Genomic DNA, 23,150 nt, shown 5'->3' on the forward strand with positions numbered 1-23,150 from the left:
GTATATAATGAAAAACAATATATTTCCTAATATAAAAAGGACAGTCACATATACCAATATACTTTTAGTGAATCCTTTTTTAGTTTTTTCAACACCTTCTTTCTCCAGGTTGAAGTATTTATTATTAAATACCTGAACTTACTATAAAGCTTTATAAGTCTGTATTGAGAAGCTAAAAACCCATATACTCTGGCTTGCCATGCATAATCATCTGTATACTCAACAATATCTTCAGCCTTTTCTGCATAGCTTATCGCCTTTTCTATATTATTCTTTTGTTGATATAGTGTTGCTATGAGTAATAAACTACGAACCTTGTAAGCAGGTAAAACAGTAGTCTTATGTAATGAATCTGCAGCTATAAGCGCTTTATCAAAGTCTTTTTGTGCTATTTCATGGAGTATTTTTCTATAAACTTTACTGTAAGCTTCATAATCCTGGCCCTTCATTGATAATACGGAAAAGCATATAACAAGTAAATAAATTTTATGAATCATAGCTTTTAATCATCAAACTATTCGGTTACACTCTGATTGTCCTTACTCTCGATATATTTAATAAAATGTGATGGAGATACATCCGTAACACTTTTAAAGATTGTTGTAAACTTGCTGTGAGAAGAAAAACCAGCATCTTCGGCCAGTGTACTTATCTTATATTGCCTGTATACAGGTTCTGTATTAAGTTTTTCCAATATATAATTGATCCTGAGCTCGTTGATATAAGTATTAAAATCTTTCCCTTTGTATTTTTTTATAACAAAGGACAAATATTTCGTATTGGTTCCTATATGAGTTGCAACATAGGATAGTGAAACTTTTTTGTCCGTAAATAATTGTTCTCGCTCAAAATTTTCGAGTTTTGTCAAAAGTAACTGTTCCGTTTCTGAAGACATTAAACTTGTACCTGGATCTGTATTATCATCAGACTTCCTTGTTACTTCTATTTCAGCTTGTTCATTATTCTTTTCTTTCAGATTTTTTAAAACATTTCTGATTTTTAATATCTGCCTCTTCTTTGCTCTGCTGTAGAAAAAGAAGAATAGCAGATTTCCGATAATGAAAATACCGCTTATTGCAATAAATATACTCTTGGTAAAATTTTTTTCCTCCTGTTCAGTGTTTTGTTTTTCAAGCTTTGAAAATTGCTGATTCAGAAAACGTGTATTAAGAGAAGCAATCAGTTCGGATAAAGAATCTTTTTTTTCTGTAGCCAATGTAAAATTTTGTGCATCATTTCTCTTTGCATAATATTCCTGTGATGTACTGTAAATTTCCTGATTAAGCCCCAAATACTTGGAATCTTTCACATAATCTTCAGCTTTATCCAGGTATTCTTTTGCTTCATCCAACTCTCCATTCCGGACATAAGCCAGTGCTAAGCCCTGAAATACTTTTCCTGCCAGAGTACTTTTAGGAAGGTTTTTGTTTGCATATGCCAAAGCTTCTTTATAATAAGTAATCGCTTTATCATACATTCCTGCACCAATATAGCAGACACCCATCAGTTGGTTATTTGTGGCCGTAAAGAAATCTTTTTCACGGAGAAGACTGAATTTTTCCTGAGCCTTCTCTAATTTAAAAATTGCTTTTTTATATTGCTTCGTTTTAATGTCATAATGAGCCAATTCCTGTAGCATCAACCCCGTTACATTATTTGATTCAGCAGGATCTTTGATATACTTTACAGCACTAAGTGCTTTCTCAGTATAAGATTTTGATTTATCATATAGACTGATAATTCTGTATTGTGATGCCAGGAAACCGAATACCCTCGCACTATAGTCATATATTTGGTACTTCTCTATAATATCTTCCGATTTCTCTGCATAACTAACAGCCTTCTCTACGTCCCCTTTCCGCTGGTATAATTGCGCTAACAGCATAAGACTTTTAACCTGAAATACGGGTTTAGCCGAATTTCTGTATAGTGAGTCACCTGCAATTATAGCTTTATCAAAATTCTTGTGGTAGGTCTCATGCAATATTTTCGAATATACTTTATCATAGTTTTTGGCATTTTGCGCCTGCAACAACAATAAAAAAAGAATTGCTATACATGTATAAGTCTTACGGAGCATCATTTGTATTATTAGTTTTTATACATCTGAAGTTTGTATAAATAAAAACTTCAGATCTTCTTATGGCTTATATAATTAATAAAATGTGAAGGAGATACATCTGTAATATTTTTAAAAATTGTTGCAAACTTGCTGTGGGAAGAAAAGCCGGCTTCATCTGCAAGTACACTTATTTTATATTGTCTGTATACTGGGTCTGTTGTCAACTTTTCTATAATATAATCAACTCTGAGTTCATTAATATAGCTTGTGAAATCTTTTTGCCTGTGTTTTTTAATTATATAAGAAAGATATTTTGTATTGGTTTCCATATAAGAGGCTACATAGGATAGTGAAGCATCTTTATCTTTATAAAGCTGTTGTTTTTCAAACTTATGCAAAGCTTCCAGTAAAGCATCTTCCGTCTCCGGAGGCATCATCTGTCTGCTTTTTTCTTTTGCAGCACTATGTTCTGGCGCAGATGAATTTAAAGATACATAAGATTCTTTTTGCCTTTTTTTATGCTGATCCAGAATATACTGCATTCTGACCAATTGCTGCTTTTGCCTTCTCCGGTAGAATGTGAAAATTAATATCCCGCACAAAATACCCATACCAGCTATCAGAATTACAATATTTTTCAGAGAGCCGGTTTCTTTTGTTTTAATATTATTATTCTCTAACTGGACATAAGCATTATTGATAAAAGCATCCGTTTTTTTGGAAATTTTCTCTTCTACAACATCTTTTTTATTATTTATTTTACGAAGGTTCTCAATATCCTGTACTTTGCTGTAATATTCCTGAGTTATTTTATAAACTTCCTTTTTCAACTGCAGATATTCTGATTTATCTGCTATTTTTACAGCTTTAGCCAGATACTCCTTAGCTTTAGCCAATTCATCTTTCTTCATATATACCTCAGCTATTCCAGAATAAACAATCCCTGTAAGGTAATTTTCTGGTCCATCTTTCAACAACGTTAAAGCTTCAGTATAATATTTGAGGGAACGCTCCATATCTCCTAAATTATTATAACACAAGCCTAAAAGTTGCTTATTACCAGCTGTCATAAAATCTTTATTCTGACTGATATTATCAAAATACTTTTGAGAAGCTTCTATATTCTCGATAGCTTTTTGATATTTCTGAACTGCTATATTATAATAAGCCAATTCCTGTGATACCAAACCTTTGGCACTATTAGCAGCTTCTTTATTTTCTATTTTTTCGGCATATTCCAATGCCTTTTCCGAATAAGCTCTGGATTTATTGAACAAGCCCAAAAGACGGTACTGAGTGGAAAGAAAACCTAAAACCCGTGCATTCCAAGATGCATCACTTGTCTGTTCTATAATTTTTTCTGCTTTCAAGGCATAGTCCACGGATCTTTTAAGATCATGAGCTTGTTGATATAAAGTAGCAGAAAGCATAAGACTCTTTGTCTGTAACAAAGGAGTTTGTGATATATTAAAGAGAGAATCTGAAACAGCCAAGGCTTTTTTGAAATCTTTCTGAGAAGTTTCAAGATATGTTTTCACATATATTTTATTAAAAGCTTCAGCATCCTGGCCTTTCACTATTAATGTAAGAAACAGACCGAGAAAGCAAATTTTTATCTTCAACATAAAGCATTTTTAACCTAATGAGTTTGTATAACTTTAGCAAGATTAACTTATGATCTCAGATTTTGCTCAGCAATCCATCTCAATTTCCTTAAAAGAAAATCACAATATACATTTATCTGCACACAATAGTCAATTCAGACTGCAAATGTATACAAACAATGTATTTATAACAAAAACATATTGAATAAAAATAACTTACACATGCAATTTAAATAAAAATAAGCGTAATAAAGTACATGATTATATTAAAAAAATATAAAATAAAATAATTTAAAATACCAAATAAAAATAGTAATAATATTTTACAAATGAGACAATTACCATAGTACACCCTTCAAAAAAACCATAAAATCGCAGGTTAAAAAAATACCCTTCGGAATTCCGAAGGGTATCATTTCACAAATTAAATTTTAGTGGATATGTTTTTCTGCATGATAAGAAGAACGCACCAGTGGGGAGCTTTCCACATGTCTGAAGCCTAGGCTTCTCGCAAAAGTTCCATATTCATCGAACTCTTCCGGTGTAATAAATCTTTTTACCGGTAAGTGTTTCTTCGTAGGTTGTAAATATTGTCCAAGTGTAATAACGTCTACATTTGCATTTCTGATATCTTCGATAGTCTGGAAAACCTCATCTTTTTCTTCACCCAATCCCAGCATTACTCCGGTTTTGGTACGACGCTGCCCCGCCTCTTTCATATATCTAAGTACCTCCAGACTTCTTTCGTATTTTGCCTGAATACGCACCTCACGGGTCAGTCTTTTTACAGTTTCCATGTTATGAGAAATGACCTCCGGAGCTACCTCTATAAGTCTGTCAATATGTTTTGTTATCCCTTGAAAATCCGGAATTAATGTTTCCATTGTTGTTCCCGGAGATATTCTTCGCACTGCATTTACTGTTTCTGCCCACAGGATAGATCCCATATCTTTCAGGTCATCTCTGTCTACAGAAGTTAATACAGCATGCTTGATTTTCATTAACTTAATGGAACGTGCTACTTTTTCAGGTTCATCCCAGTTAACATCAAGTGGCTTTCCGGTTTTTACCCCGCAAAATCCACAGCTTCTGGTACAGATATTCCCCAGAATCATAAACGTTGCAGTTCCTTCTCCCCAACATTCCCCCATATTCGGGCAGCTTCCACTCTGACAAATTGTATTTAGTTTATATTTATCTACAAGTGTTCTTAACTCGCGGTAATTTTTCCCTGTTGGTAGTTTTACCCTAATCCATTTAGGTTTCTGAGTTGTAGTATCGTTAGTTAATGTCTCGTTACTCATTGTATAACTCGTTATTTTTTAATAATTCTGCCAATACCTTTTTCGCCCGCATAATTCTGACTTTAGTATTAGCAACTGAGAGATTCAGCTCTTCAGCAATTTCTTTTATACTCTTTTCTTCAAAGAATCTAAGTCTGATAATATCCTGATAATTTGCATCCATAGAGGCAACAATTTGCAGGATCTCATCATTTTCTTCTTCAGAAATCAATAGTTCTTCCGGTGATTTTACAAAAACATTTTTCACTTCTTCCAGATCTCCGGTCGCATCTTCTGCTTCACGGCTTTTCTTTCTCCAGTAATCAATTACAGTGTTCTGGGCAATCGTCAGAATCCATGTTTTAAACTGAAAGCTAGGATCAAATAAATCCAGCTTCGTTAAAACTTTGGAAAATACATTTACTGTAATTTCATCTGCCAGGATATCATCCTGAACCTTCTTCATTATAAAAGAAAAAACATCCACCCAGAACATATTGATCAATTGGGTCTGTGCCTTCTGATCTTTGCTTTGTGCCTTCCGGATAAGATGGATTAAGGATTCCTCGTTCAAAACTTTTTTCTAAAAAACAATACAAAGATACTGAAGAGTTTGCTGAAAAAAAAGTCAGCATTTTTCGTTTTTCCATATCGCCATAAGTGATGATAACGATAGTCATCCAATTCATTTATTTTTTTTCTTTAATTTAACACCTAATAATAGCCTACAAGGCAACTACAATACAAATATGAATAACTATAGTATGAAAAGAATTTTAAGTATATTCTTAACCTGTGTCATAGCAATAGGCATTTCCGCACAGAGGAAAACCGCAAAAAAACAACCTAAAAAGTCTTCCGGAAAAACGACTATGGTAGATATTGCTGGAGTTACTGATGCTTTTTCTGATAAATCTGAAGTTGACACTTTAAAGCTAAAAGCAGGCAAAGCATATGTTATATTAATAGATGTTGCTCCCAATATGAAAGGAGTATCTGTGGGAGGAGACGATCAGGAGAAGAATGAACTAATAAAGAACTTCAGAAAAAGCACACCGGAAATTATTCAGTTATACACTTATACCTATGTACTTGCTGAAAATGGTCAATATATTGATCTTACAGGTGATGGCAATACTTATCAGGCTGTTGCCTACTGGAGCGGAAAGATGAATGATAATATTGTAGCACAGGAAGGAAAAAATAGGGCAACAGAGTTTGTTGCAACCCAGATGGGAGAGCAAAAAGAATCTTCTTATATCACCAACAGCAAGAAATACAAGGAGGAAATTAAAACCCTGCAGGGTAAGAATAATTTCACAAAAAAATCAGCAGAAGTAATGCAGTCATATTTACAACATCTCGCTGTACCCAAAATTTGCTTTATTGAAAATACAATGCTTTTCAATAAGGACCAATCCAAAATAAAAACAATTACAACCTATATTACAGGAGATAATGGCAAAAAGCAAAAATATATGGCTACAGAGCTTAATGAATTAGGTCAACCCATTACGATTACAGAATACAGATCTGATGAAAAATCTGTTCAGAAGTTCACCTATAAAGACGGTATTCTTACAAACATCCAGACCCCTGTAAATACTACGGATATAAGCTATGATAATGACAGAATGATTACTTCCAGCGATTTGGGCGGAGGTATAGAAACGGAGATATACCATCTGGAAAAAAATGAACTGCTCCGAAAAAGCTATATTATTATGAAAGATGATAACAGTGATAATATGAATGCTGCTACTGATGAAAAAATAGAAAAATCCTGTACCAATTTCTATATTGACAATGTTATACAAACTGCCAATTGCAGCAGCAATGCTAATGAATTTCCTTTTATCCATACCAGCACTGTTTATCAGGACGGAAAATTAATGCAGGAAACAAAATACAGAATTGAAAAAAAATCACCCGTATTATATGAAAGTCAATATACAAGAGACAATAATGTAAGAAAAGCGGCATATCATCTGAACGATAAAGGATTATTGGAGTCTTATCAGAGGTATGATAATAACAGAAAAAACACGGTTTGGTTAGAATACACTTATTAGCTTTAGTATATAAATGGTAACAATCTAAAGTTCCTAAAAAAATCAAATCTTTTTATAAGCCTGTGCAAAAGCATTTTTGTACCTTTGCATCTTAAAATTTTTATATAATGAATGCTTTTATTGAAGAACTGAAATGGCGCGGGCTATGGGCTGACATGACGCCGGGGACTGAAGATCAACTCAACAAAGAGATGACTACAGCCTATATCGGTTTCGATCCAACAGCAGATTCGTTACACATTGGGAGCCTTATTCCGATTAAGATTTTGGCTCATTTTCAACGTCACGGCCATAAACCAATTGCTTTGGTAGGCGGTGCAACAGGAATGATAGGTGACCCATCCGGCAAGTCCGCAGAACGTAATCTGTTAGATGAGGAGACCCTATTGTATTACGTAGACTGTTTAAAAAATCAGTTGTCAAGATTTTTAGATTTTGAAGGTGATGGCCCTAACAGAGCTGAGCTGGTAAACAACTACGACTGGATGAAAAATGTTACTTTCCTTGATTTTGCAAAAAATATCGGAAAGCACATTACTGTAAACTACATGATGGCTAAAGACTCTGTAAAAAAACGTTTTTCGGGAGAGGATGGCGCCGACGGAATGAGCTTTACAGAATTTACTTATCAGTTATTGCAAGGTTACGATTACCTGCATTTATATAAAGAGAAAGGTGTAAAATTACAAATGGGAGGTTCTGACCAGTGGGGAAATATCACTACAGGAACTGAACTTATCCGTAGAAAAGCACAGGGTGAAGCTTTTGCACTTACCACTAAATTAATCACTAAAGCAGACGGATCCAAGTTTGGAAAATCTGAAAGTGGCGAAAACTATTGGTTGGATGCTAAAAGAACTTCTCCATACAGATTCTACCAATTCTGGTTAAATGCTACAGATGAAGATGGTGAAAGATTCATCAGATTCTATACTTTCCTTGAAAAAGAAGAGATAGAAAAACTAATCGAAGAGCACAGAACAGCTCCGCATGAGCGTAAACTTCAGAAAAAATTAGCTGAAGAAGTTACGGTATGGGTACATGGCCGTGCAGAATATGAAAGAGCTCTTAAAGCTTCTGAAATCTTATTTGGACGTTCTACTGCTGAGGATTTAGTTAGCCTTGACGAAGAGCTTTTCCTTCAGATTTTTGATGGTGTTCCTCAAAAAGAAGTTGCAAAATCTGAAGTTATCGGAAGCAATATTGTAGATCTTATTTCAGATAAATCAGGTTTCCTAAAATCTAAAGGTGAAGCCAAAAGAGAACTTACCGGAAATGCTATTTCTGTAAATAAAGAGAAAGTGAACGATACTTTTGAAGTTTCAGAAAAAGATCTTATTGACGGCAAATTCCTTTTACTACAAAAAGGAAAGAAAAGTTACTTTATAGTAAAGACTGTATAATTTATAAATTATATTGATAACAATGAGCCATCTCTTTTGAGGTGGCTTTTTTTATGCAAAAATATTTTTGCGATATTATATCTTTTTTCTAATTTCACATTCATAACACTCAAAAAATATGATAAAATGAAAAAAATACTTCCTTTAATATCTTTATTATTCTTTGGGCTTATTATCAAGGCTCAATATGTAGAACCTGAAAAAGCAGACAAAGAGGCTGCCAAGAGAAAAGCTTCCGAAGTAATTACAATGCCTACTCAGAAATTTGATTCGCTACAGGCTAAAAGTATGCTTGCGCTAGGAAAAGGAACAATTGTAGGTGAAGCTTTTACCAGACAAAAGAACGGATACGGAATGAAAATTTTAGGAAAGGTAAAAGCCAATAAGATAAAAGTAATTCTGTTCCCTGTTACACCTTATTTCGAAGAGTATTACAAACTTTGGAGTGATAAAAGCAAAAATAATCCTAAGAAAAACAGATATGTCTATATGGACAGAAATGCGATGAGATACCGTATAGAAGCTATAACCAACAGCGATGGAGAATTTACATTCCCCAATATGAAGCCTGGGAAATATTACCTTTACGGAAGTATGGATTATAGTCTGAATTACAACTATAATAAATATACAGGAAGTGGCTATGACAATTATGGAAGAATAGACTATTACTCCCCTAGTTCTTATACTAAGGATTTTAATGAATTTTTAGAAACCTTTGTTGAAGTAAAGGCTGATGGAGAGGTTGTAAAAGTAAAACTGAAATAAGAAAAAAAATCCACCAGAAAGGTGGATCTTTTTATAGTATGTTTCATGGATTAGTTTATGACAATAGTAAATTATAAAAAAGAGACTACTCTGAAAGACGCAGCCTCTTTCCACTTATTATTACTATTTACTTATAAAATTAAATATGCTGTAACAAAGCCTGATAATAGTTTTCGAATAATGCAGCATCCGAGTTTAAGAATAAATATGGTTCTATAAGTTCTAACTCCATTAGCTGAAATGTATTATTTATAAGCACTCCATCTACACGGGCATAGAGTGTTTGCTGAGGAACTACTTTCAGATAATCTTCTGCCTGAGAGACATGTTTCGGATCTGCCTCAGGATAACTGATGCTTCCACCATGATAATGCTGCACTCTGAAATCTCCCAGCTTTGGCTTTTTCAATACACAATGGCTGTACTTACCATTAAAAAACAAAAACGACCACTCCCCTTCCTTTATCTCATTTACAAAAGGCTGAACCATATAATCTTCTTCCGAGATCAAAGTATTTATTTCAGCTCTTTTATCGGAAACAGTCTCTTTACTTACTGTTATTGTATTCTTGGCACCAGCACTTACACAAGGTTTTACAACAAGATTATTTGTACCAAACATTTCAAAAAATTCATCCCGAAATTCGTTTCCTTTAGAAATATACGCCGTCTGAATCGCTGGAAGCCCCTTGTCACTAATATCTTTAAGATAATGTTTATTACTGTTCCATTTAATAGTATCTACAGGATTCAAAACTTTAATCTGCAGCTTGTCAAGAGAATCCAGCCAATCCGAAAATTCAGTAACATGCTCATGATAATCCCATGGAGATTTTATAATAACTACATCATAATCTGTCCAGTTTATATTGTTGTCATTCCATATGGCTAAACTAATATCCAGCCCCTTTTCTTTCAGAAAATTTAACAGATCTGTATCTTCATCATTAGTTGTTCCTGTAGAAAACTTTTCCTGTAACTTATTACCTACAAATGCTAATTTCATAATTCAGTTTGTATTTGATAAAGCAAATTTAGGTGAGAGCAATGGATAAACACAGTATCAGTTTTACTATTTTAAATAGGTACAGTTTTGAAAACTCAGAATCTTTTTAGAATGTCTCATTCAGGATTAACTATTCGTACATTTAAACTTGCAAATAAATAGTGTATTTCATGAACATATCTATATTTTCCTTTTTATTAACTATTACAACACTTACTTTTGGGCAAAATATTAACTCTGATGGTTTTACTAAAATCCCGGATAGTCTGTCCTATAAACACAATCTCTATAAGTATATTAATCCTTCCGATAGTTTTAATCATTGGAAAGTAATAAGAAAGAACGCTCCCAAAGTATCACTTAATGAATATGAGATTTTATATGATTCAAAAAATTCAAAGAAAATAAATAATTCTGCAAAAGAACTAACTCCTAAGAAAGGCTTTTTCATAGAATGTATGCCTAGCTATTGTTTTACGTTCATTATTGCTTACAAGCAAAAAGGAGTAAATTGTTATAGTTCTTTTGAAGAATTCCGCTCTTTTATTGGATATATTGATAATCTTCCGGAAGCTTTATTAACCATAGCAACTTATGATTTGTGGTATGATGAAAACTATTTTAATGCAGGATCATATAAAATAGAAAAAGATTTCATTTATCTATATCTAAAAAAGAGCACTGCCTGTCCATACACACTGGAATCCATATTTGTAACACTTAACAGACAGACAGGAGAAATTACCACAAAAAATCTGGGAGTATATTACCGATTTGAAAAAGACTGCACTATATCATAAAAAAACGCCTGCATTTACTACAGGCGCTTAATAAATTATTTTGAATAATAATTACTTCTTAATCAATCCTAATTCTACAAGTCTTTCATGTAAGAATTCTCCGGCAGTTGTATCAGGATACAATTTTGGATTGTTTTCGTCAATCGTTTTTTCCAATGCATTTAGTGGCATTTCGCTCACCGGGTGCATAAAGAAAGGAATAGAAAATCTGGAAGTACTCCACAATTCTCTTGGAGGATTAACAACTCTGTGAATTGTAGATTTCAGTTTGTTGTTGGTATGTCTGGATAACATATCTCCAACATTAATCATTAATTCATCCGGTTCAGCAATAGCATCGATCCAATCACCATTGTGATTCTGAACCTGAAGACCTTTCCCTTGCGCCCCCATAAGAAGAGTAATAAGGTTAATGTCTCCATGTGCTGCAGCACGTACCGCATCATCTGGTTCGTGAGTGATTGGCGGATAATGAATTGGTCTAAGGATTGAATTACCTTCTGCAATGTACTTGTCAAAGTAAAACTCGTCCAGTCCAAGGTGAAGAGCCAAAGCTCTCAATACATACTGTCCTGTTTTCTCCAACATCTGATAAGTTTCTTTTCCAACTTCGTTGAATTTGGGTAACTCATCTACAATTACATTGTCTGGGTACTCAGTTGCATATTTGGAACCTTCCTGAAGGTATTGTCCAAAATGCCAAAATTCTTTAAGGTCTCCCTTTTTAAAACCTTTTGCCGTTTCTTTTCCAAAACCAACATAACCACGTTGTCCTCCAATTCCCTGGATTTCGTACTTCTGTTTAGTTTCTAGTGGCAGTTCGAAGAAATTTCTTACTTCTCCGTAGAGATTGTCTACCAGATTGTCGTCCAAAAAGTGTCCTTTAAGGGCAACAAATCCAATTTCTTCGTAAGCTTTTCCGATTTCATTTACAAATTTCTGTTTGCGTTCCGGGTTATCCGAAAGGAAATCACGCAGGTCTACACTTGGGATTTTATCCATTTTATATTTAGAAATTTTCGTGCTGTAAATTTACATTTTTTTAATATAAGTGGGATAATTACTGATGCAGTTATTGAAGTTATCATTTAATGGACCAAAATACCCTGTATATATTGCACAGATGCAGCTTTTGGCTAAAAAACACGATCTTAACCTATCTTTAATCAAAATATTGCCTAACTTAATATATATTTGTGGTATGAACATAAATTATTTGGTGAGAAAACCTGAAGTTATCACTCCAAAAACACAACTTTTGGTTATGCTTCACGGTTACGGAAGTAATGAAGAAGATCTTTTTAGCTTTGTACCCACTCTGCCGGAAGACTGGTTAATCGTTAGCCTAAGAGCCCCTAAGGATTCTCCTTACGGAGGTTATTCTTGGTACGATATAGATTTTTCTTCTGCGGACAGATTTATCGATATAGAAGAGGCTACTGATGCTATGAAAAGCATACTGAACCTGATCAGAGATATAAAAGAGGAATATCAGCTTACTGAAAGAACTCATTTAATGGGATTCAGCCAGGGTGGTATTTTATCCTATTCTATGGCCTTAACATATCCTGAACTCTTTAATAAAATTGCAATACTCAGTGCTTATCCTGAGACTAAGATTCTTCAGAATATCAGCAAGGATAAAAAAGCATTTACAGAAATGCGTTTCTTTATTTCCCACGGAATGGAAGATGCTGTAATCCCTTTGGATATGGGAAGAACGGCGGCAGATATGTTGTATGACCTCGGATGCTTTTTCTCATTCCGGGAATATGTAAGCGGGCACAATATCAATCAGAAAAACTACATGGACTTAATGGTGTTTCTTTCTTAAAATGAAAATTCGGGACATTTATCAAAATATTTCAAATCGGGAAATCCGTATACAGTCAGGAATACATCCTGTCCCGAAAATTATTGCCTGTTTCTTTCTGTTCTCATCTTTCTGTGTAAAGGCTCAGAAAGATAGCATAAGTCTGCAGATAAAGCTGGACGAAAACATATATGTTGCGCACATACAGCAAAAAATCGTCTATCAGAACAGACTTTCACGTCCTGTAGATTCTATAAAATTATTATCATGGGCAAATGCCTACCGAAACAGAAGGACACCTTTAGGCAAGCGAAAATTACAGGAGAGAAAAACTGCATTATACTTCAGTAACAAAGAAAAACTGGGCTATATAGAGAATCTGAGAGTAGATTTCTCGAAAGATGTGAAGTCTTATTCTGATGAAAGGGGTGAAAATATATATCTTGGGTTGAAACAACCTCTTCCACAAAACGGGAAAATAACATTAAACCTGGAGTACGACATCCATATTCCTGCATCCGATTTTACAGGTTACGGTTATGGAGACAATCAGATGCTTCTGAAATATTTCTTCATTGTTCCGGATAGTTTTGAAGATTCAAAATTATCTGAAAAATCATATCTGGATTTGGATGAAAATCAGAATAATGGCAGCTATTGGAATATTATTTTTGAAAAAGGCCCTTATATTATTCAGTCCAACCTGCATCAGAAAGACAATTATACCTTTGAGGGTTCCCTGTATGAAGATCCGGAATTTATGATTTCTCATACAGAAAACACCAAAATGGATTTCGATGTAGACAAGCAAAAAGTCACACTGGACTTAGGTTACACTATATCCTCGGAAGAGCAGGCAAATCTTGCATTTCTGATTCCTTTACAATTAAAATTTATTAAAGATAAAATCGGCTTTTTACCGGGCAAGATTTTCATTTCTGACAGAGCAAGAGACCGAAATGGTTTTATTGGAAGTGATGATATAAAATTCCGCAAATGGAAATTCAAATTATTTTCTGATGCTGAAAAATCTGATTTTAATTACTTTAGTGTTATTTCGCAGAATGTCGTTAATCAATCTTTTTTGGCTGACAAAAATACCGACCACTGGCTATATAATGGGTTAAGAACTTATCTGGAAATAGAATACCTGAATAAAAATTACAGTGATAAAAAACTAGCCGGAAATCTTCCAGATCAGGTCAGATTATGGAAAATAAAGCCTCTGAAATGGTTTGAGGTTTCAAAAATAAAATTGACAGACCGTTATGGACTTGCTTATGATTATATTCTCAATCAGAATTTAGACCAAAGCATAAATACCCATTTACAAGATCTTAGTAAATTTAATATAACAGCTGTAAGCAGCTTCGAAACCGGGCTTATCTTCAGTATGCTAAATAATAAGACGCAAAAATTCGATAGTTTTGTTCAGGAATATCTAGCAAAAAACCGTGGTCATAAAATCGACAGTAAAGACTTTATGACTCAGTTGGATTCTTATACTAACCATACAAGTGAATTTTTAGAAAAATTTGTTCAGCATAAAAACAGGGTAAACTTTAATCTCAGATCTTTTAAAAAGACTGATGACAATCAGCTGGAGTTAAGAATATCTAAGAATACACCACTAAAAATTCCTTTCAAAGTAGAAGCTGAAGACTATAACGGGAAAATAAAATCTTATTGGTTCAACACCACTGAAAGTACTGACAAACAGGTTTACAGAATACCAAATGACAGCACAAAAAAAATTTCTATAAATAACGATTACACTTTCCCTGAAGCCAACTTCAGAGATAACTATCTTTATACAAAAGGAATGTTTTCTAATATGAAAAAAATAAGGTTTAAGTTATTTACTGACATTCCTAACCCGGAGTACAACGAAGTGTATGTTGCACCGATATTATCATGGAATAACTATGACAAATTCCTTCTCGGAATGAGATTTACGAACAGAAGCCTTATAGATCGTAAATTTGTTTACTCTCTTGTTCCGTATTATAGTACCGGGACCAGTCAGTTAACGGGTTCTGCCGGGGTTAGTTATCAGTTTATGCCTGCCGATTCCTTCTTCAGAAGCTGGATGTTTGCTGCTAACGGCTCCTATTTCCATTACGATTATAATCTTCCATATAAAAAGATTAATCTTCTTACCAGCATCAATTTCGCAAAAGACCCAAGGAGTCAGGTAAGCCGTAATTTAGGATTCTCTTACAGCTATTTTGAAAGAACACTTTCCCCTGCTCTGATTGCAAGAAATGATTATGATAAATATAACTTGTGGAATATTTCTTATTCATATTCTGATAACAAAGCTATTCATGAAAATTTTTTGATGACTAACCTTCAATGGATGGAGGATTTCCAGAAATTATCTGCAGAATATTATTACCGTTGGGAATATGCTAAAGATAAAAAGATAATGCTAAGAGCTTTCGGAGGTTTGTTTATAGAAAATAAAACCCGAAATAATCTTTTCAATTTTGGCCTTTCCAGAGTTTCCAATTATTCATTTAGCTATGGGCTGTTAGGTCAATCTGCTACAGACGGAGTCCTTTCTCAGCAGTTTATTCTCGCAGAGGGTGGATTTAAATCTGATTTTAAAAATTTTGTAAACAGCTGGGTTGTTTCCACCAATGTAGATGCTCACTTGTGGAAGATGTTCAATGTTTATGCAGATGCCGGTTTATACAAAAACAAAGGTCAGAATATGAAGTTTATCTGGGATAGTGGTATCAAACTAAAAGTAATCCCTGATTTTCTGGAAATCTATTTTCCGGTACAGTCTTCTCTGGGATTCGAACCTGCATTCAAGGGATACGGAAGCCGAATCCGATACATGCTGAATCTTAATTTGGGTGCAGTGATTGGATACTTCAGAAGAGGAGTTTTCTAAATTTAGAAGCTAGAAGTCAGAAATTGGAAACCGAAAACCGAAAAGTTTCAAAGTATTTATAAACACCAAAAACAAACAAAATTTTTCTGATGAAGCATTTAAACAGAAAGATATTAATTACATTACTTTTAATTTTTTCATATTCTCATATCAATGCTCAACGAGGGCAAAACATTGTAAAAAACAAAATAGATTCTTTGCTGGGTGCTGAAACAGATAAGCCCTTTAATGGAGTAATCCTGATATCTCAAAATGGAAAAAATCTGTATTTAAAAGCAAAAGGGTATTCTAATCTGGAGCACAAAACGCTTCTAAAAGCAGATGACCAGTTTATTAGCGGATCTATAGCAAAACAGTTTACTTCTGCTTTAGTATTACAGGCCTATGAAAATAATTTATTGGCTCTAGATGTTCCCATTCGAAAGTATCTGCCAGAATTATCACAATCCTGGAAAGATACGATCACAATAAGACTGCTTCTAAATCATACAAGCGGTATAGAAGCTTTGGATAAGCCTACATTATTTGTATCGGGAACTCAGTTCGACTATTCCCACTCTACTATCACTTATGATCTTCTGGCTAAAATACTGGAAAAGCTATATCATAAATCTTTCGCGGAAATCACAGCAGCACTATTTCAAAAATGTGGAATGAAAGACACCTATCATCCGGATATCAAAAAGTACACGAAACTAACAACCCCCTATACTGAAAATAAAAATGGGCAATTAAATATTGAAACCAACAGCTTTATGTATTCTTATGCTCCTGCAGGGGGAAGCTTTATAACAACAGCATTAGATCTGGGTAAGTGGAATCAGCTTTATTTTGAGGGGAAATTATTAAAAAAGAAAACAATGGAACAATTGTTTACCAAGCAAAAGAATTCGGTAAGAAATCATCCTGTTTTTGGATTAACCGAATATGGACTGGGAGTTACTATTGATACCAGTGACAATCTTCTAATGGTTGGCCAAACCGGATTTGTTCCCGGCTATGTTACAGAAAATTATTATTTTCCGAAAAACCATGTCGGCGTTACTGTTCTGAGTAATGCAGATTATAATTCCGGTGGATTTAAAGAAAGCTTCAGATACCACACAGCAATTCTAAACATTGTACGAAAGTATCTGAATGACCATTAATATTGTTTATGACCCAGCAGCGTATTTTCAAAACATATAAACCCCAGAATAAAACAATATCCGAATTTATTGAGTATTACTATATTCATTGGGATTCTGAGAATACAAAAACTGAATTTGTAGGTTTTCCACATACCAATACTACTCTTTCATTATATCCTTCGCATGTCAGAAAACCCATACAGGAAACCCACTATGATCCTTTAGCTACATTTTTACAGAGCTTTACTCCTATACGGGATACAATTCTTGTATCCAGATTATTTGGGGAAATTAATAAGATTACGATAGTATTCAAAGCATTGGGTATACAACAGTTTTACCGTGATATTGACACAACCAAACACATTAATGACTACTCTTTTTTCACCACTGAAGAGCTTCAGCTTCTTTTCACAAACAACAATTTTGAACATATAGTCCCCTTGCTAGATAAATTTTTATCTAAACGTTATCAACGATTTACTCAGGATATCATTAGTTTTAGTATAGAGTATATTAGTACCCACGTTGCAGATTTTAATGTTGAACAACTTTCAAAAAAGACAGGTTTTAGCAGAAGGCATCTTAACAGGCTCTTCAAGCAACATCTGGGAGTTAGCATTAAGAAGTTTCATGAGATTATTGTATTTCGGAGTATACTCAACAGCAAACAATTTGAAAAAAGCAATTTAAATTTCACACAGCTGGCTCATCATATTAATCTAAGTGACCAGTCTCATTTAAATAAGATCTTTGAAAATATGACCTCACAATCGCCGACTTCATTTTTCAAAAAAGGAATACATCTTGGCGATGAAGATACTTTCTGGCACCTGGATTCTGAATAATGTCCCATTTTTACAAGTTTATAATATCTGATGCTTTTACTTTTGTAAAAAAGAAGATATGAAAACACTATGGAAATTAATTTTAACGGGAATAATCATTTTTACTGGAATTACTGTAAAAGCACAACTAACATACTACGATTATATTGAGCAGGCAGAATCTCTTTATTCTAAGGATAAAAAATATCTGGAAAGTGCGGAGGCTTATGACAAAGCTTTTAAAATAAATAAAGGAAAATCTATACAAACTAATTTTTATAATGCAGCCTGTATGTGGGCTTTGGCAAATAATCCCAAAAAAGCAGTTTATTATCTGAAAATGATATTGAATAAAAGCAAAAATATTATTCCTTCCTGGACTGACCCATCGGAGCTTTATAATAATCTACAGCAAGATCAGGATCTAGAAATATTAAGAGCCCGTTCCGACTGGAATAATCTTCTGGCTAAGGCAAAACAGAATACAGACCATTTTATAACGGGGATTGATGAAAATCTTTCCAATGAAATTTCTATACTTCGTGAAAAGGATCAGTCTATCCGCTTGAAACTGGATGAGCTAAGAAAAGACAAAAGCAAAATAAATTCACCTGAAGAAAAAGATCTTTTAGTGCAGATTAAGGCACAGGATACACAGGTATTGAAACAGGCTGAAGAAATAATAACAAAAAATGGATGGCCCTCTATACAGAAAGTGGGTTACAAAAATAGCCAAACAATGTGGCTGATTATTCAACACTCGGATTTGACTACGATGAAGAAATATTATCCTGTAATGAAAAAAGCTGCTGAACAAAGAGAACTTCTGCCCCGCGATTTTGCTTTCCTGGAGGACAGAATGTTGATGTACTCTAAAAAGCAACAAATCTATGGTTCACAAACAGTAATTGACAGAGAAAGTAAAAAATTCTATCTATACCCTGTTGAGAATGTAGATCAAATAGACCAAAGAAGAGCTTCTGTAGGGCTGGAATCTATAAAAAAATATCTTAAGGGATATAATATAGACTGGGATATACTTCAGTACAAGGAGCAGCTTCCTGCATTGATACAAAAAAATAAAGTGGAATTATAAAATTCCACTTTTTATTATATGTAATTCACTTACTTTATCTCAAAAGCTTTACGGAAAGTTTCTTCTGTATTTTCAGTACGTATTCCGGGAACAAAATCTTCTCTGGGCGTTCCATTTACATGATACAATCTTTCTGTAGGAAATTGGTATCCAATCTTAGTTTCCGTCATCTGAAAACCCGATATTGCTCCTAATAATCCTGCCATTTTTGTCCCAATTATTTTGGCTCTTTTCATTCCGTCAAAACCAATAGCCATTCCCTCTCCCATACTTCCTGTCCAGTGCCCTACTAAAATATAAAGTTTTCCTTTATAAGTTTTACCTCTGGGTACAACATATTCTACCCAGTGTCTTTTGGTCTGGTATTTTGCCTCATCAAACTCATGAACCTGATATGGAAGCATTTTATCTGTAAACCTACCCATAATAGCTCTTGCAACAGTTGTATTTCCGCCACTCGGGGTTTCAGTTAAATCAATTATTACGTTTTTGTAATTCAATAATGAATCGAGCGCTTTATCAAAGGCTGACATTAAATTATTATTTCCTAATGAGTTGTTTACTTTTAAATAAGCTGTTTTTTTATTTAGTATTTTGCTTTCTAAAAGCTGTTTATTACCAGACTGAACAGTAGAATTATCAGGATAAAAGTTTACAGATTTGCCCTTCTCAGCTATAGTAATTTCTCTTTTCACATTATGGGTACCTGCAAAAAGCATATCCAGTGCATATTGATACATAGCAGGTGTATACTGATCTGTATATTGGGGAAGGAATTGTTTCAGCTGGTTATCTATATTCTTCCCATTAAATAAACTTGCCTCCATTCCTGCTTTTAATCCAGCTTTCTCCGCACCGGAGCCTTTTCTCACATCAGCTATTATATATCTATTTTGATCTTTTTCAACATATATATCTTGCCCGGAAGGGACTAATTTATTTGAAATATCAAGGTTAGTATTCAGAGACGAATGACCATTGTGAAGTTCATTAAGAACTTTTTCCAAAAACTGGACAAATGCATAAGTATTATTGATTTCCGCTACTTTCGGACCGTATATTTCTTTTACTTTCTGCCAGTTAATTTGTTGTTCATTCAAATAAGCATAGTTTTGATCTATATCGTTCCAAAATTCGTTAAAATCTTTCTGATACTTAGTTTGCGACCATATCGTATTTAAAGAAAATAAAAATCCAAAAAGTAAAATTCGTTTAATCATTCTATATAATATTATTTCTCAAAAACCATGTATTCATAAGGCTGTAATGTAAATGCTGTTTGACTGGTAAAATCTTGCTCCGCATCAGAAAACAGACTTCTGAAGATACCCGAAACATACGGATCCGTAAAACTGAAATTAAGTTCTGTTTCTCTGGACATATTAAGAATTACCAGAACCTCATCATCCCCATTTTTGCGCAGATAAGAAAATACTTTGTCCGGTGCTGTATTCTGAAGCAGAATTGTTACAACATTTTTATCAGCACCTCTTAAAGCCGGATTATTAGATTTTAAAGTCAGCAGTTTTTTATAAAACACTGCCATCTCATAAGTTCCGTTCCACGGGATAGGATCTTTCTCAAAAAACTCCAGTCTTTTTGTTCTCAAAGGTAATTCCTGACCACTGTAAATTAAAGGAATTCCATCCCATGTAATACTGAACACGGCTAAAGATTTAGCCATTTCACCATATTTCTCATACTCGGTACCATTCCAGCTGTTTTCATCGTGATTAGATGTAAACCAAGCCCGCATACTGGAATACTGAATACTCGAATATTGCCTTAACAGATCTATAAGATTCGAAAGTGGCAGATTGTTTTTATAAAAATCTTCCGTCAGGTGCATCCATTTCCATGAATAACTGGCATCAAATGTTTTTCCATATTCAGGATTTTCCAGTTCGTCGTATTCACCAATAAAAAATAAAGGTTTTATTTTCTCTGTTTCAGGACGTGCCTGTTCCCAGAAATCAGCTTCTACCCAGGACGCCAGATCGCATCTGAATCCGTCTATATCGGTTTCCCTTACCCAAAATTTCATTGCTTCAATCATTTCCCGGCGCATTTCCTGATTTGTATAATCAAGCTCTATAATATCGTCCATACCTGAAGCTTTGTGAAAGCTCCCATCGGCATCATGCAGATAATATTCAGGATGTGTTTTAGTCCATATATGATCCCAACCCGTATGATTGGCTACCCAGTCTATAATTACCTTAAAACCTTGCTGATGCGCTGTATTAACAAGATCTTTAAAATCCTGTAAAGTTCCGAATTCCGGATTAACAGATGTATAATCCTGTGCAGCATACGGGCTCCCCATACTCCCTTTCTTCTGCTCCTGAGCAATAGGAGTAATGGGCATAAACCACAATACTTTTATTCCCATATCCTTTAGCCGGGGCAATTCCTTTTCAAAAGCTTTGAAAGTTCCTTCTTCTGTATATTGCCTTACATTAACCTCATAAATATTAGCTGTATGCTTCCAATCCGTTGGTAATTGTCCAATCATAGTTATTCAGGAATTGTGTTTACATGAAATTACACCAATATCAACAATGCAGTTTCATCATTATTCAGGTGCTAAGTTGAAACTTCAAGATAATAAAAAAACCGGTTAAAAACCGGTTTAATATTTTTTAGATTTTATCGAGATCCTCTTCATCATAAAGATCGTCTCCATATCCTCCTTCTTCTTCTTCCTCGTCATCGTCAAAGTCATCAAAATCGTCTCCTTTAAAATCAGAAGAGATGTCTCCAAACTCATCATCTGCCATAGGCATTGCCATTTTACCGCCTCCGTTACCAGATTTAGATGGTGCCTTTAATGGCATATTTCCAAATCTAAAAGCTGTGATAGGATAGTTAACTGCTGGCTTTTCTTCGGTTATTTCCTGCAATTCGCAGAAGAATTCCCATAGGTCCAAAAGGCCATACTTGAAAAGCATTTTTGCTCCTTTCTCGGCAAATGCTTCATTTAAATAAATATCCGACATGGTTTCCCCATCTCCTTCATCTGACATATCTTCTAATGGGATTGCATTACCTTCTGTCCATTCTTCATCTGAAAAATAAAAAGAAGAAAGTTCTTCTCCCTGCAGGCTGAAAGCACTTTTAATTCCTAAGTGCAAATTCCATAGAGTTTGTTTGTCCTTGATTTCTATATCACGGAAAACACTGTCTTTAGCATCTAAAATTACTCTTACTTTGTAAATCATTTTGGATTACTTGTCTATTTTACTTTACTGTTTAAATTAAGGTCTAAATTCAGCTACAAATATAAAACAGCGTTTGTATAAAAGAAGACTTTTTTTCAAAAATAATTTTTCCTATTTTCCGGGCCGATTATTTCACTAAATCGAGTCTGAAACTAAAGCTTGTTCCCTCCAAATAGACACTTTTTACATCAATATTTTTCTTATGGGCTTCCAGAATATGCTTTACAATCGCAAGTCCCAGCCCGGATCCGCCATCTTTACGGCTACGGCTGGATTCTACACGGTAAAAACGTTCAAAAATACGGGGAAGGCTTTCAGGTTTTATTCCCATTCCATTATCTTTTACTTCAACAAGTACTTCATTACCTGTAATAATTGTATTGACAACAATTTGTGCTTTTTCCCGGTTGGCGTAATGAATAGCATTAGCCAAAAGGTTTATAAGTACCTGTGAAATCTTGTTACGGTCTGCATTTACCATTACTGCACTTTGTGATGTAGTCAGTAAAAATTTAGCCCCCGTTTTATGGGCTTCCAGATCCAGAAGATCGAAGATATCGCGGACAAGAATATTAATATCAAATTTGGATAAAGAGAGGCTTATCTGCCCGGATTCTAGACGGCTGATCATATCCAGGTCCTGAACAATATTCAGAATTCTCTCAACCGATTTATCAATCCTTTCCAAATATTTATCGCGGATATTCATATCGTCCACTCCACCATCCATCAATGTTTCTACATATCCCTGGATGGAAAACAGTGGTGTTTTCAATTCGTGGGCTACGTTACCCAAATATTCTTTACGGTAGTTTTCCATTTCCTTCATGGTTACCATTCTGGCATCTGCCTCTTCCCGCATTCCGGTAATTTTCTCTCCGAGCTCGGTAAAGGTGGTAGGATTTTCTTCCTGAATAAAATACTCCGGAAATGTCTGGGAAATTTTACGTATCTGTCGCTGATCGTAGTTTCTGAAAAGGAAAACCAGAACCACATAATTGATTCCGGTAATTATAAGTAATGCTATTATTACAAGTAATAGTGTGATATTTCTGCTGTCATAAAGGTGATGAAATTTCTCATACAGCATGGCTATTGCTGCCATACAGAGCGTGAGGAATATTGCAGAAATAATTTTAACGGGGCTTACATTCATAGTGAGA

General features: G+C 34.3%; 20 protein-coding genes. 9 read left to right on the plus strand and 11 right to left on the minus strand.

What is annotated here, in order from left to right:
- Window positions 1-44 precede the first annotated feature (44 nt).
- The 5 genes from ATE49_RS20470 to ATE49_RS00975 form a co-directional block, all read right to left on the minus strand.
- A complete protein-coding gene (locus ATE49_RS20470; RefSeq protein ID WP_260255531.1) occupies window positions 45-449 on the minus strand; it encodes a tetratricopeptide repeat protein in 405 nt (134 codons plus the stop codon).
- Window positions 450-514: 65 nt separating this feature from the next.
- Entirely contained in the window at window positions 515-2,083 is a 1,569-nt protein-coding gene (locus tag ATE49_RS00960) for a tetratricopeptide repeat protein (RefSeq protein WP_233174364.1), read from the minus strand.
- A 47-nt stretch (window positions 2,084-2,130) separates the two neighbouring features.
- Window positions 2,131-3,687, minus strand: coding sequence for an AraC family transcriptional regulator (locus ATE49_RS00965; protein ID WP_065080738.1), 1,557 nt, complete (start codon window positions 3,685-3,687; stop codon window positions 2,131-2,133).
- A gap of 410 nt (window positions 3,688-4,097) precedes the next feature.
- Window positions 4,098-4,970: a lipoyl synthase gene (gene lipA / locus ATE49_RS00970; RefSeq protein WP_065080739.1), complete on the minus strand. Its 873-nt coding sequence runs from the start codon at window positions 4,968-4,970 to the stop codon at window positions 4,098-4,100.
- Window positions 4,963-5,523 (minus strand): RNA polymerase sigma factor, encoded by a 561-nt coding sequence (locus ATE49_RS00975; protein ID WP_034871045.1) that lies wholly within the window; start codon window positions 5,521-5,523, stop codon window positions 4,963-4,965. Before ATE49_RS00975 ends, lipA begins: the two co-directional genes overlap by 8 nt.
- Window positions 5,524-5,713: 190 nt before the next feature.
- Between ATE49_RS00975 and ATE49_RS00980 the strand changes: the two genes are divergently transcribed.
- The 3 genes from ATE49_RS00980 (at window position 5,714) to ATE49_RS00990 (ending at window position 9,192) form a co-directional block, all read left to right on the plus strand.
- Window positions 5,714-7,021, plus strand: coding sequence for a hypothetical protein (locus tag ATE49_RS00980; protein ID WP_065080993.1), 1,308 nt, complete (start codon window positions 5,714-5,716; stop codon window positions 7,019-7,021).
- A 107-nt stretch (window positions 7,022-7,128) separates the two neighbouring features.
- Window positions 7,129-8,424: a tyrosine--tRNA ligase gene (tyrS, locus tag ATE49_RS00985; protein ID WP_059344026.1), complete on the plus strand. Its 1,296-nt coding sequence runs from the start codon at window positions 7,129-7,131 to the stop codon at window positions 8,422-8,424.
- Between the two features lie 126 nt (window positions 8,425-8,550).
- On the plus strand, window positions 8,551-9,192 hold the full coding sequence (locus ATE49_RS00990) for a peptidase associated/transthyretin-like domain-containing protein (protein ID WP_059154760.1): 642 nt from the start codon (window positions 8,551-8,553) through the stop codon (window positions 9,190-9,192).
- A gap of 139 nt (window positions 9,193-9,331) precedes the next feature.
- On the opposite strand, the gene ATE49_RS00995 is transcribed toward ATE49_RS00990, so the two are convergent.
- On the minus strand, window positions 9,332-10,198 hold the full coding sequence (locus ATE49_RS00995; protein ID WP_065080740.1) for an ATP-grasp domain-containing protein: 867 nt from the start codon (window positions 10,196-10,198) through the stop codon (window positions 9,332-9,334).
- Between the two features lie 170 nt (window positions 10,199-10,368).
- On the opposite strand from ATE49_RS00995, the gene ATE49_RS01000 reads away from it, so the two are divergent.
- Window positions 10,369-10,998, plus strand: coding sequence for a hypothetical protein (locus ATE49_RS01000; RefSeq protein ID WP_065080741.1), 630 nt, complete (start codon window positions 10,369-10,371; stop codon window positions 10,996-10,998).
- A 51-nt stretch (window positions 10,999-11,049) separates the two neighbouring features.
- Here ATE49_RS01000 and ATE49_RS01005 read toward each other — a convergent pair whose 3' ends face one another.
- The gene (locus tag ATE49_RS01005) at window positions 11,050-12,000 is read right to left on the minus strand and encodes an isopenicillin N synthase family dioxygenase (protein ID WP_034871049.1); all 951 of its coding nucleotides are present in this window, start codon (window positions 11,998-12,000) and stop codon (window positions 11,050-11,052) included.
- Window positions 12,001-12,199: 199 nt separating this feature from the next.
- Here ATE49_RS01005 and ATE49_RS01010 point away from each other — a divergent pair, with 199 nt between their 5' ends.
- From ATE49_RS01010 to ATE49_RS01030, 5 genes are all read left to right on the plus strand, one after another.
- Window positions 12,200-12,832 (plus strand): alpha/beta hydrolase, encoded by a 633-nt coding sequence (locus ATE49_RS01010; RefSeq protein WP_065080994.1) that lies wholly within the window; start codon window positions 12,200-12,202, stop codon window positions 12,830-12,832.
- A 1-nt stretch (window position 12,833) separates the two neighbouring features.
- Window positions 12,834-15,713, plus strand: a complete 2,880-nt coding sequence (locus tag ATE49_RS01015; RefSeq protein WP_081278390.1) for a gluzincin family metallopeptidase — start codon at window positions 12,834-12,836, stop codon at window positions 15,711-15,713.
- Between the two features lie 89 nt (window positions 15,714-15,802).
- Entirely contained in the window at window positions 15,803-16,861 is a 1,059-nt protein-coding gene (locus tag ATE49_RS01020) for a serine hydrolase domain-containing protein (protein WP_065080742.1), read from the plus strand.
- A gap of 8 nt (window positions 16,862-16,869) precedes the next feature.
- Window positions 16,870-17,691, plus strand: a complete 822-nt coding sequence (locus tag ATE49_RS01025) for a helix-turn-helix domain-containing protein (RefSeq protein WP_065080743.1) — start codon at window positions 16,870-16,872, stop codon at window positions 17,689-17,691.
- Window positions 17,692-17,749: 58 nt separating this feature from the next.
- Entirely contained in the window at window positions 17,750-18,766 is a 1,017-nt protein-coding gene (locus ATE49_RS01030) for a DUF6624 domain-containing protein (protein ID WP_065080744.1), read from the plus strand.
- Between the two features lie 29 nt (window positions 18,767-18,795).
- On the opposite strand, the gene ATE49_RS01035 is transcribed toward ATE49_RS01030, so the two are convergent.
- The 4 genes from ATE49_RS01035 to ATE49_RS01050 all read right to left on the minus strand — a co-directional run bounded on the left by ATE49_RS01035 (window position 18,796) and on the right by ATE49_RS01050 (window position 23,143).
- Window positions 18,796-19,986 (minus strand): S41 family peptidase, encoded by a 1,191-nt coding sequence (locus ATE49_RS01035; RefSeq protein ID WP_065080745.1) that lies wholly within the window; start codon window positions 19,984-19,986, stop codon window positions 18,796-18,798.
- An 11-nt stretch (window positions 19,987-19,997) separates the two neighbouring features.
- On the minus strand, window positions 19,998-21,281 hold the full coding sequence (locus tag ATE49_RS01040) for an alpha-amylase family glycosyl hydrolase (RefSeq protein ID WP_065080746.1): 1,284 nt from the start codon (window positions 21,279-21,281) through the stop codon (window positions 19,998-20,000).
- 127 nt (window positions 21,282-21,408) lie between these two features.
- Entirely contained in the window at window positions 21,409-21,987 is a 579-nt protein-coding gene (locus tag ATE49_RS01045) for an IS1096 element passenger TnpR family protein (protein WP_059154753.1), read from the minus strand.
- A 127-nt stretch (window positions 21,988-22,114) separates the two neighbouring features.
- Window positions 22,115-23,143: a sensor histidine kinase gene (locus ATE49_RS01050; RefSeq protein ID WP_059154752.1), complete on the minus strand. Its 1,029-nt coding sequence runs from the start codon at window positions 23,141-23,143 to the stop codon at window positions 22,115-22,117.
- Window positions 23,144-23,150: the final 7 nt, after the last annotated feature.

Origin of the sequence: Elizabethkingia miricola, from assembly GCF_001675285.1 — a bacterium.
In the GTDB taxonomy this organism is placed as follows: Bacteria; Bacteroidota; Bacteroidia; order Flavobacteriales; family Weeksellaceae; genus Elizabethkingia; species Elizabethkingia miricola.

What these genes read in the sequence shown, in the direction of transcription:
- ATE49_RS01030 (WP_065080744.1), top strand. Translation starts at nt 17,750, where the DNA reads ATGAAAACACTATGGAAATTAATTTTAACGGGAATAATCATTTTTACT.
- lipA (WP_065080739.1), bottom strand. Translation starts at nt 4,970, where the DNA reads ATGAGTAACGAGACATTAACTAACGATACTACAACTCAGAAACCTAAA.
- ATE49_RS01000 (WP_065080741.1), top strand. Translation starts at nt 10,369, where the DNA reads ATGAACATATCTATATTTTCCTTTTTATTAACTATTACAACACTTACT.
- ATE49_RS00965 (WP_065080738.1), bottom strand. Translation starts at nt 3,687, where the DNA reads ATGTTGAAGATAAAAATTTGCTTTCTCGGTCTGTTTCTTACATTAATA.
- ATE49_RS01025 (WP_065080743.1), top strand. Translation starts at nt 16,870, where the DNA reads ATGACCCAGCAGCGTATTTTCAAAACATATAAACCCCAGAATAAAACA.
- ATE49_RS00995 (WP_065080740.1), bottom strand. Translation starts at nt 10,198, where the DNA reads ATGAAATTAGCATTTGTAGGTAATAAGTTACAGGAAAAGTTTTCTACA.
- ATE49_RS01015 (WP_081278390.1), top strand. Translation starts at nt 12,834, where the DNA reads ATGAAAATTCGGGACATTTATCAAAATATTTCAAATCGGGAAATCCGT.
- ATE49_RS01050 (WP_059154752.1), bottom strand. Translation starts at nt 23,143, where the DNA reads ATGAATGTAAGCCCCGTTAAAATTATTTCTGCAATATTCCTCACGCTC.
- ATE49_RS01005 (WP_034871049.1), bottom strand. Translation starts at nt 12,000, where the DNA reads ATGGATAAAATCCCAAGTGTAGACCTGCGTGATTTCCTTTCGGATAAC.
- ATE49_RS20470 (WP_260255531.1), bottom strand. Translation starts at nt 449, where the DNA reads ATGAAGGGCCAGGATTATGAAGCTTACAGTAAAGTTTATAGAAAAATA.
- ATE49_RS01020 (WP_065080742.1), top strand. Translation starts at nt 15,803, where the DNA reads ATGAAGCATTTAAACAGAAAGATATTAATTACATTACTTTTAATTTTT.
- tyrS (WP_059344026.1), top strand. Translation starts at nt 7,129, where the DNA reads ATGAATGCTTTTATTGAAGAACTGAAATGGCGCGGGCTATGGGCTGAC.
- ATE49_RS00960 (WP_233174364.1), bottom strand. Translation starts at nt 2,083, where the DNA reads ATGATGCTCCGTAAGACTTATACATGTATAGCAATTCTTTTTTTATTG.
- ATE49_RS00980 (WP_065080993.1), top strand. Translation starts at nt 5,714, where the DNA reads ATGAAAAGAATTTTAAGTATATTCTTAACCTGTGTCATAGCAATAGGC.
- ATE49_RS01035 (WP_065080745.1), bottom strand. Translation starts at nt 19,986, where the DNA reads ATGATTAAACGAATTTTACTTTTTGGATTTTTATTTTCTTTAAATACG.
- ATE49_RS01040 (WP_065080746.1), bottom strand. Translation starts at nt 21,281, where the DNA reads ATGATTGGACAATTACCAACGGATTGGAAGCATACAGCTAATATTTAT.
- ATE49_RS01045 (WP_059154753.1), bottom strand. Translation starts at nt 21,987, where the DNA reads ATGATTTACAAAGTAAGAGTAATTTTAGATGCTAAAGACAGTGTTTTC.
- ATE49_RS01010 (WP_065080994.1), top strand. Translation starts at nt 12,200, where the DNA reads ATGAACATAAATTATTTGGTGAGAAAACCTGAAGTTATCACTCCAAAA.
- ATE49_RS00990 (WP_059154760.1), top strand. Translation starts at nt 8,551, where the DNA reads ATGAAAAAAATACTTCCTTTAATATCTTTATTATTCTTTGGGCTTATT.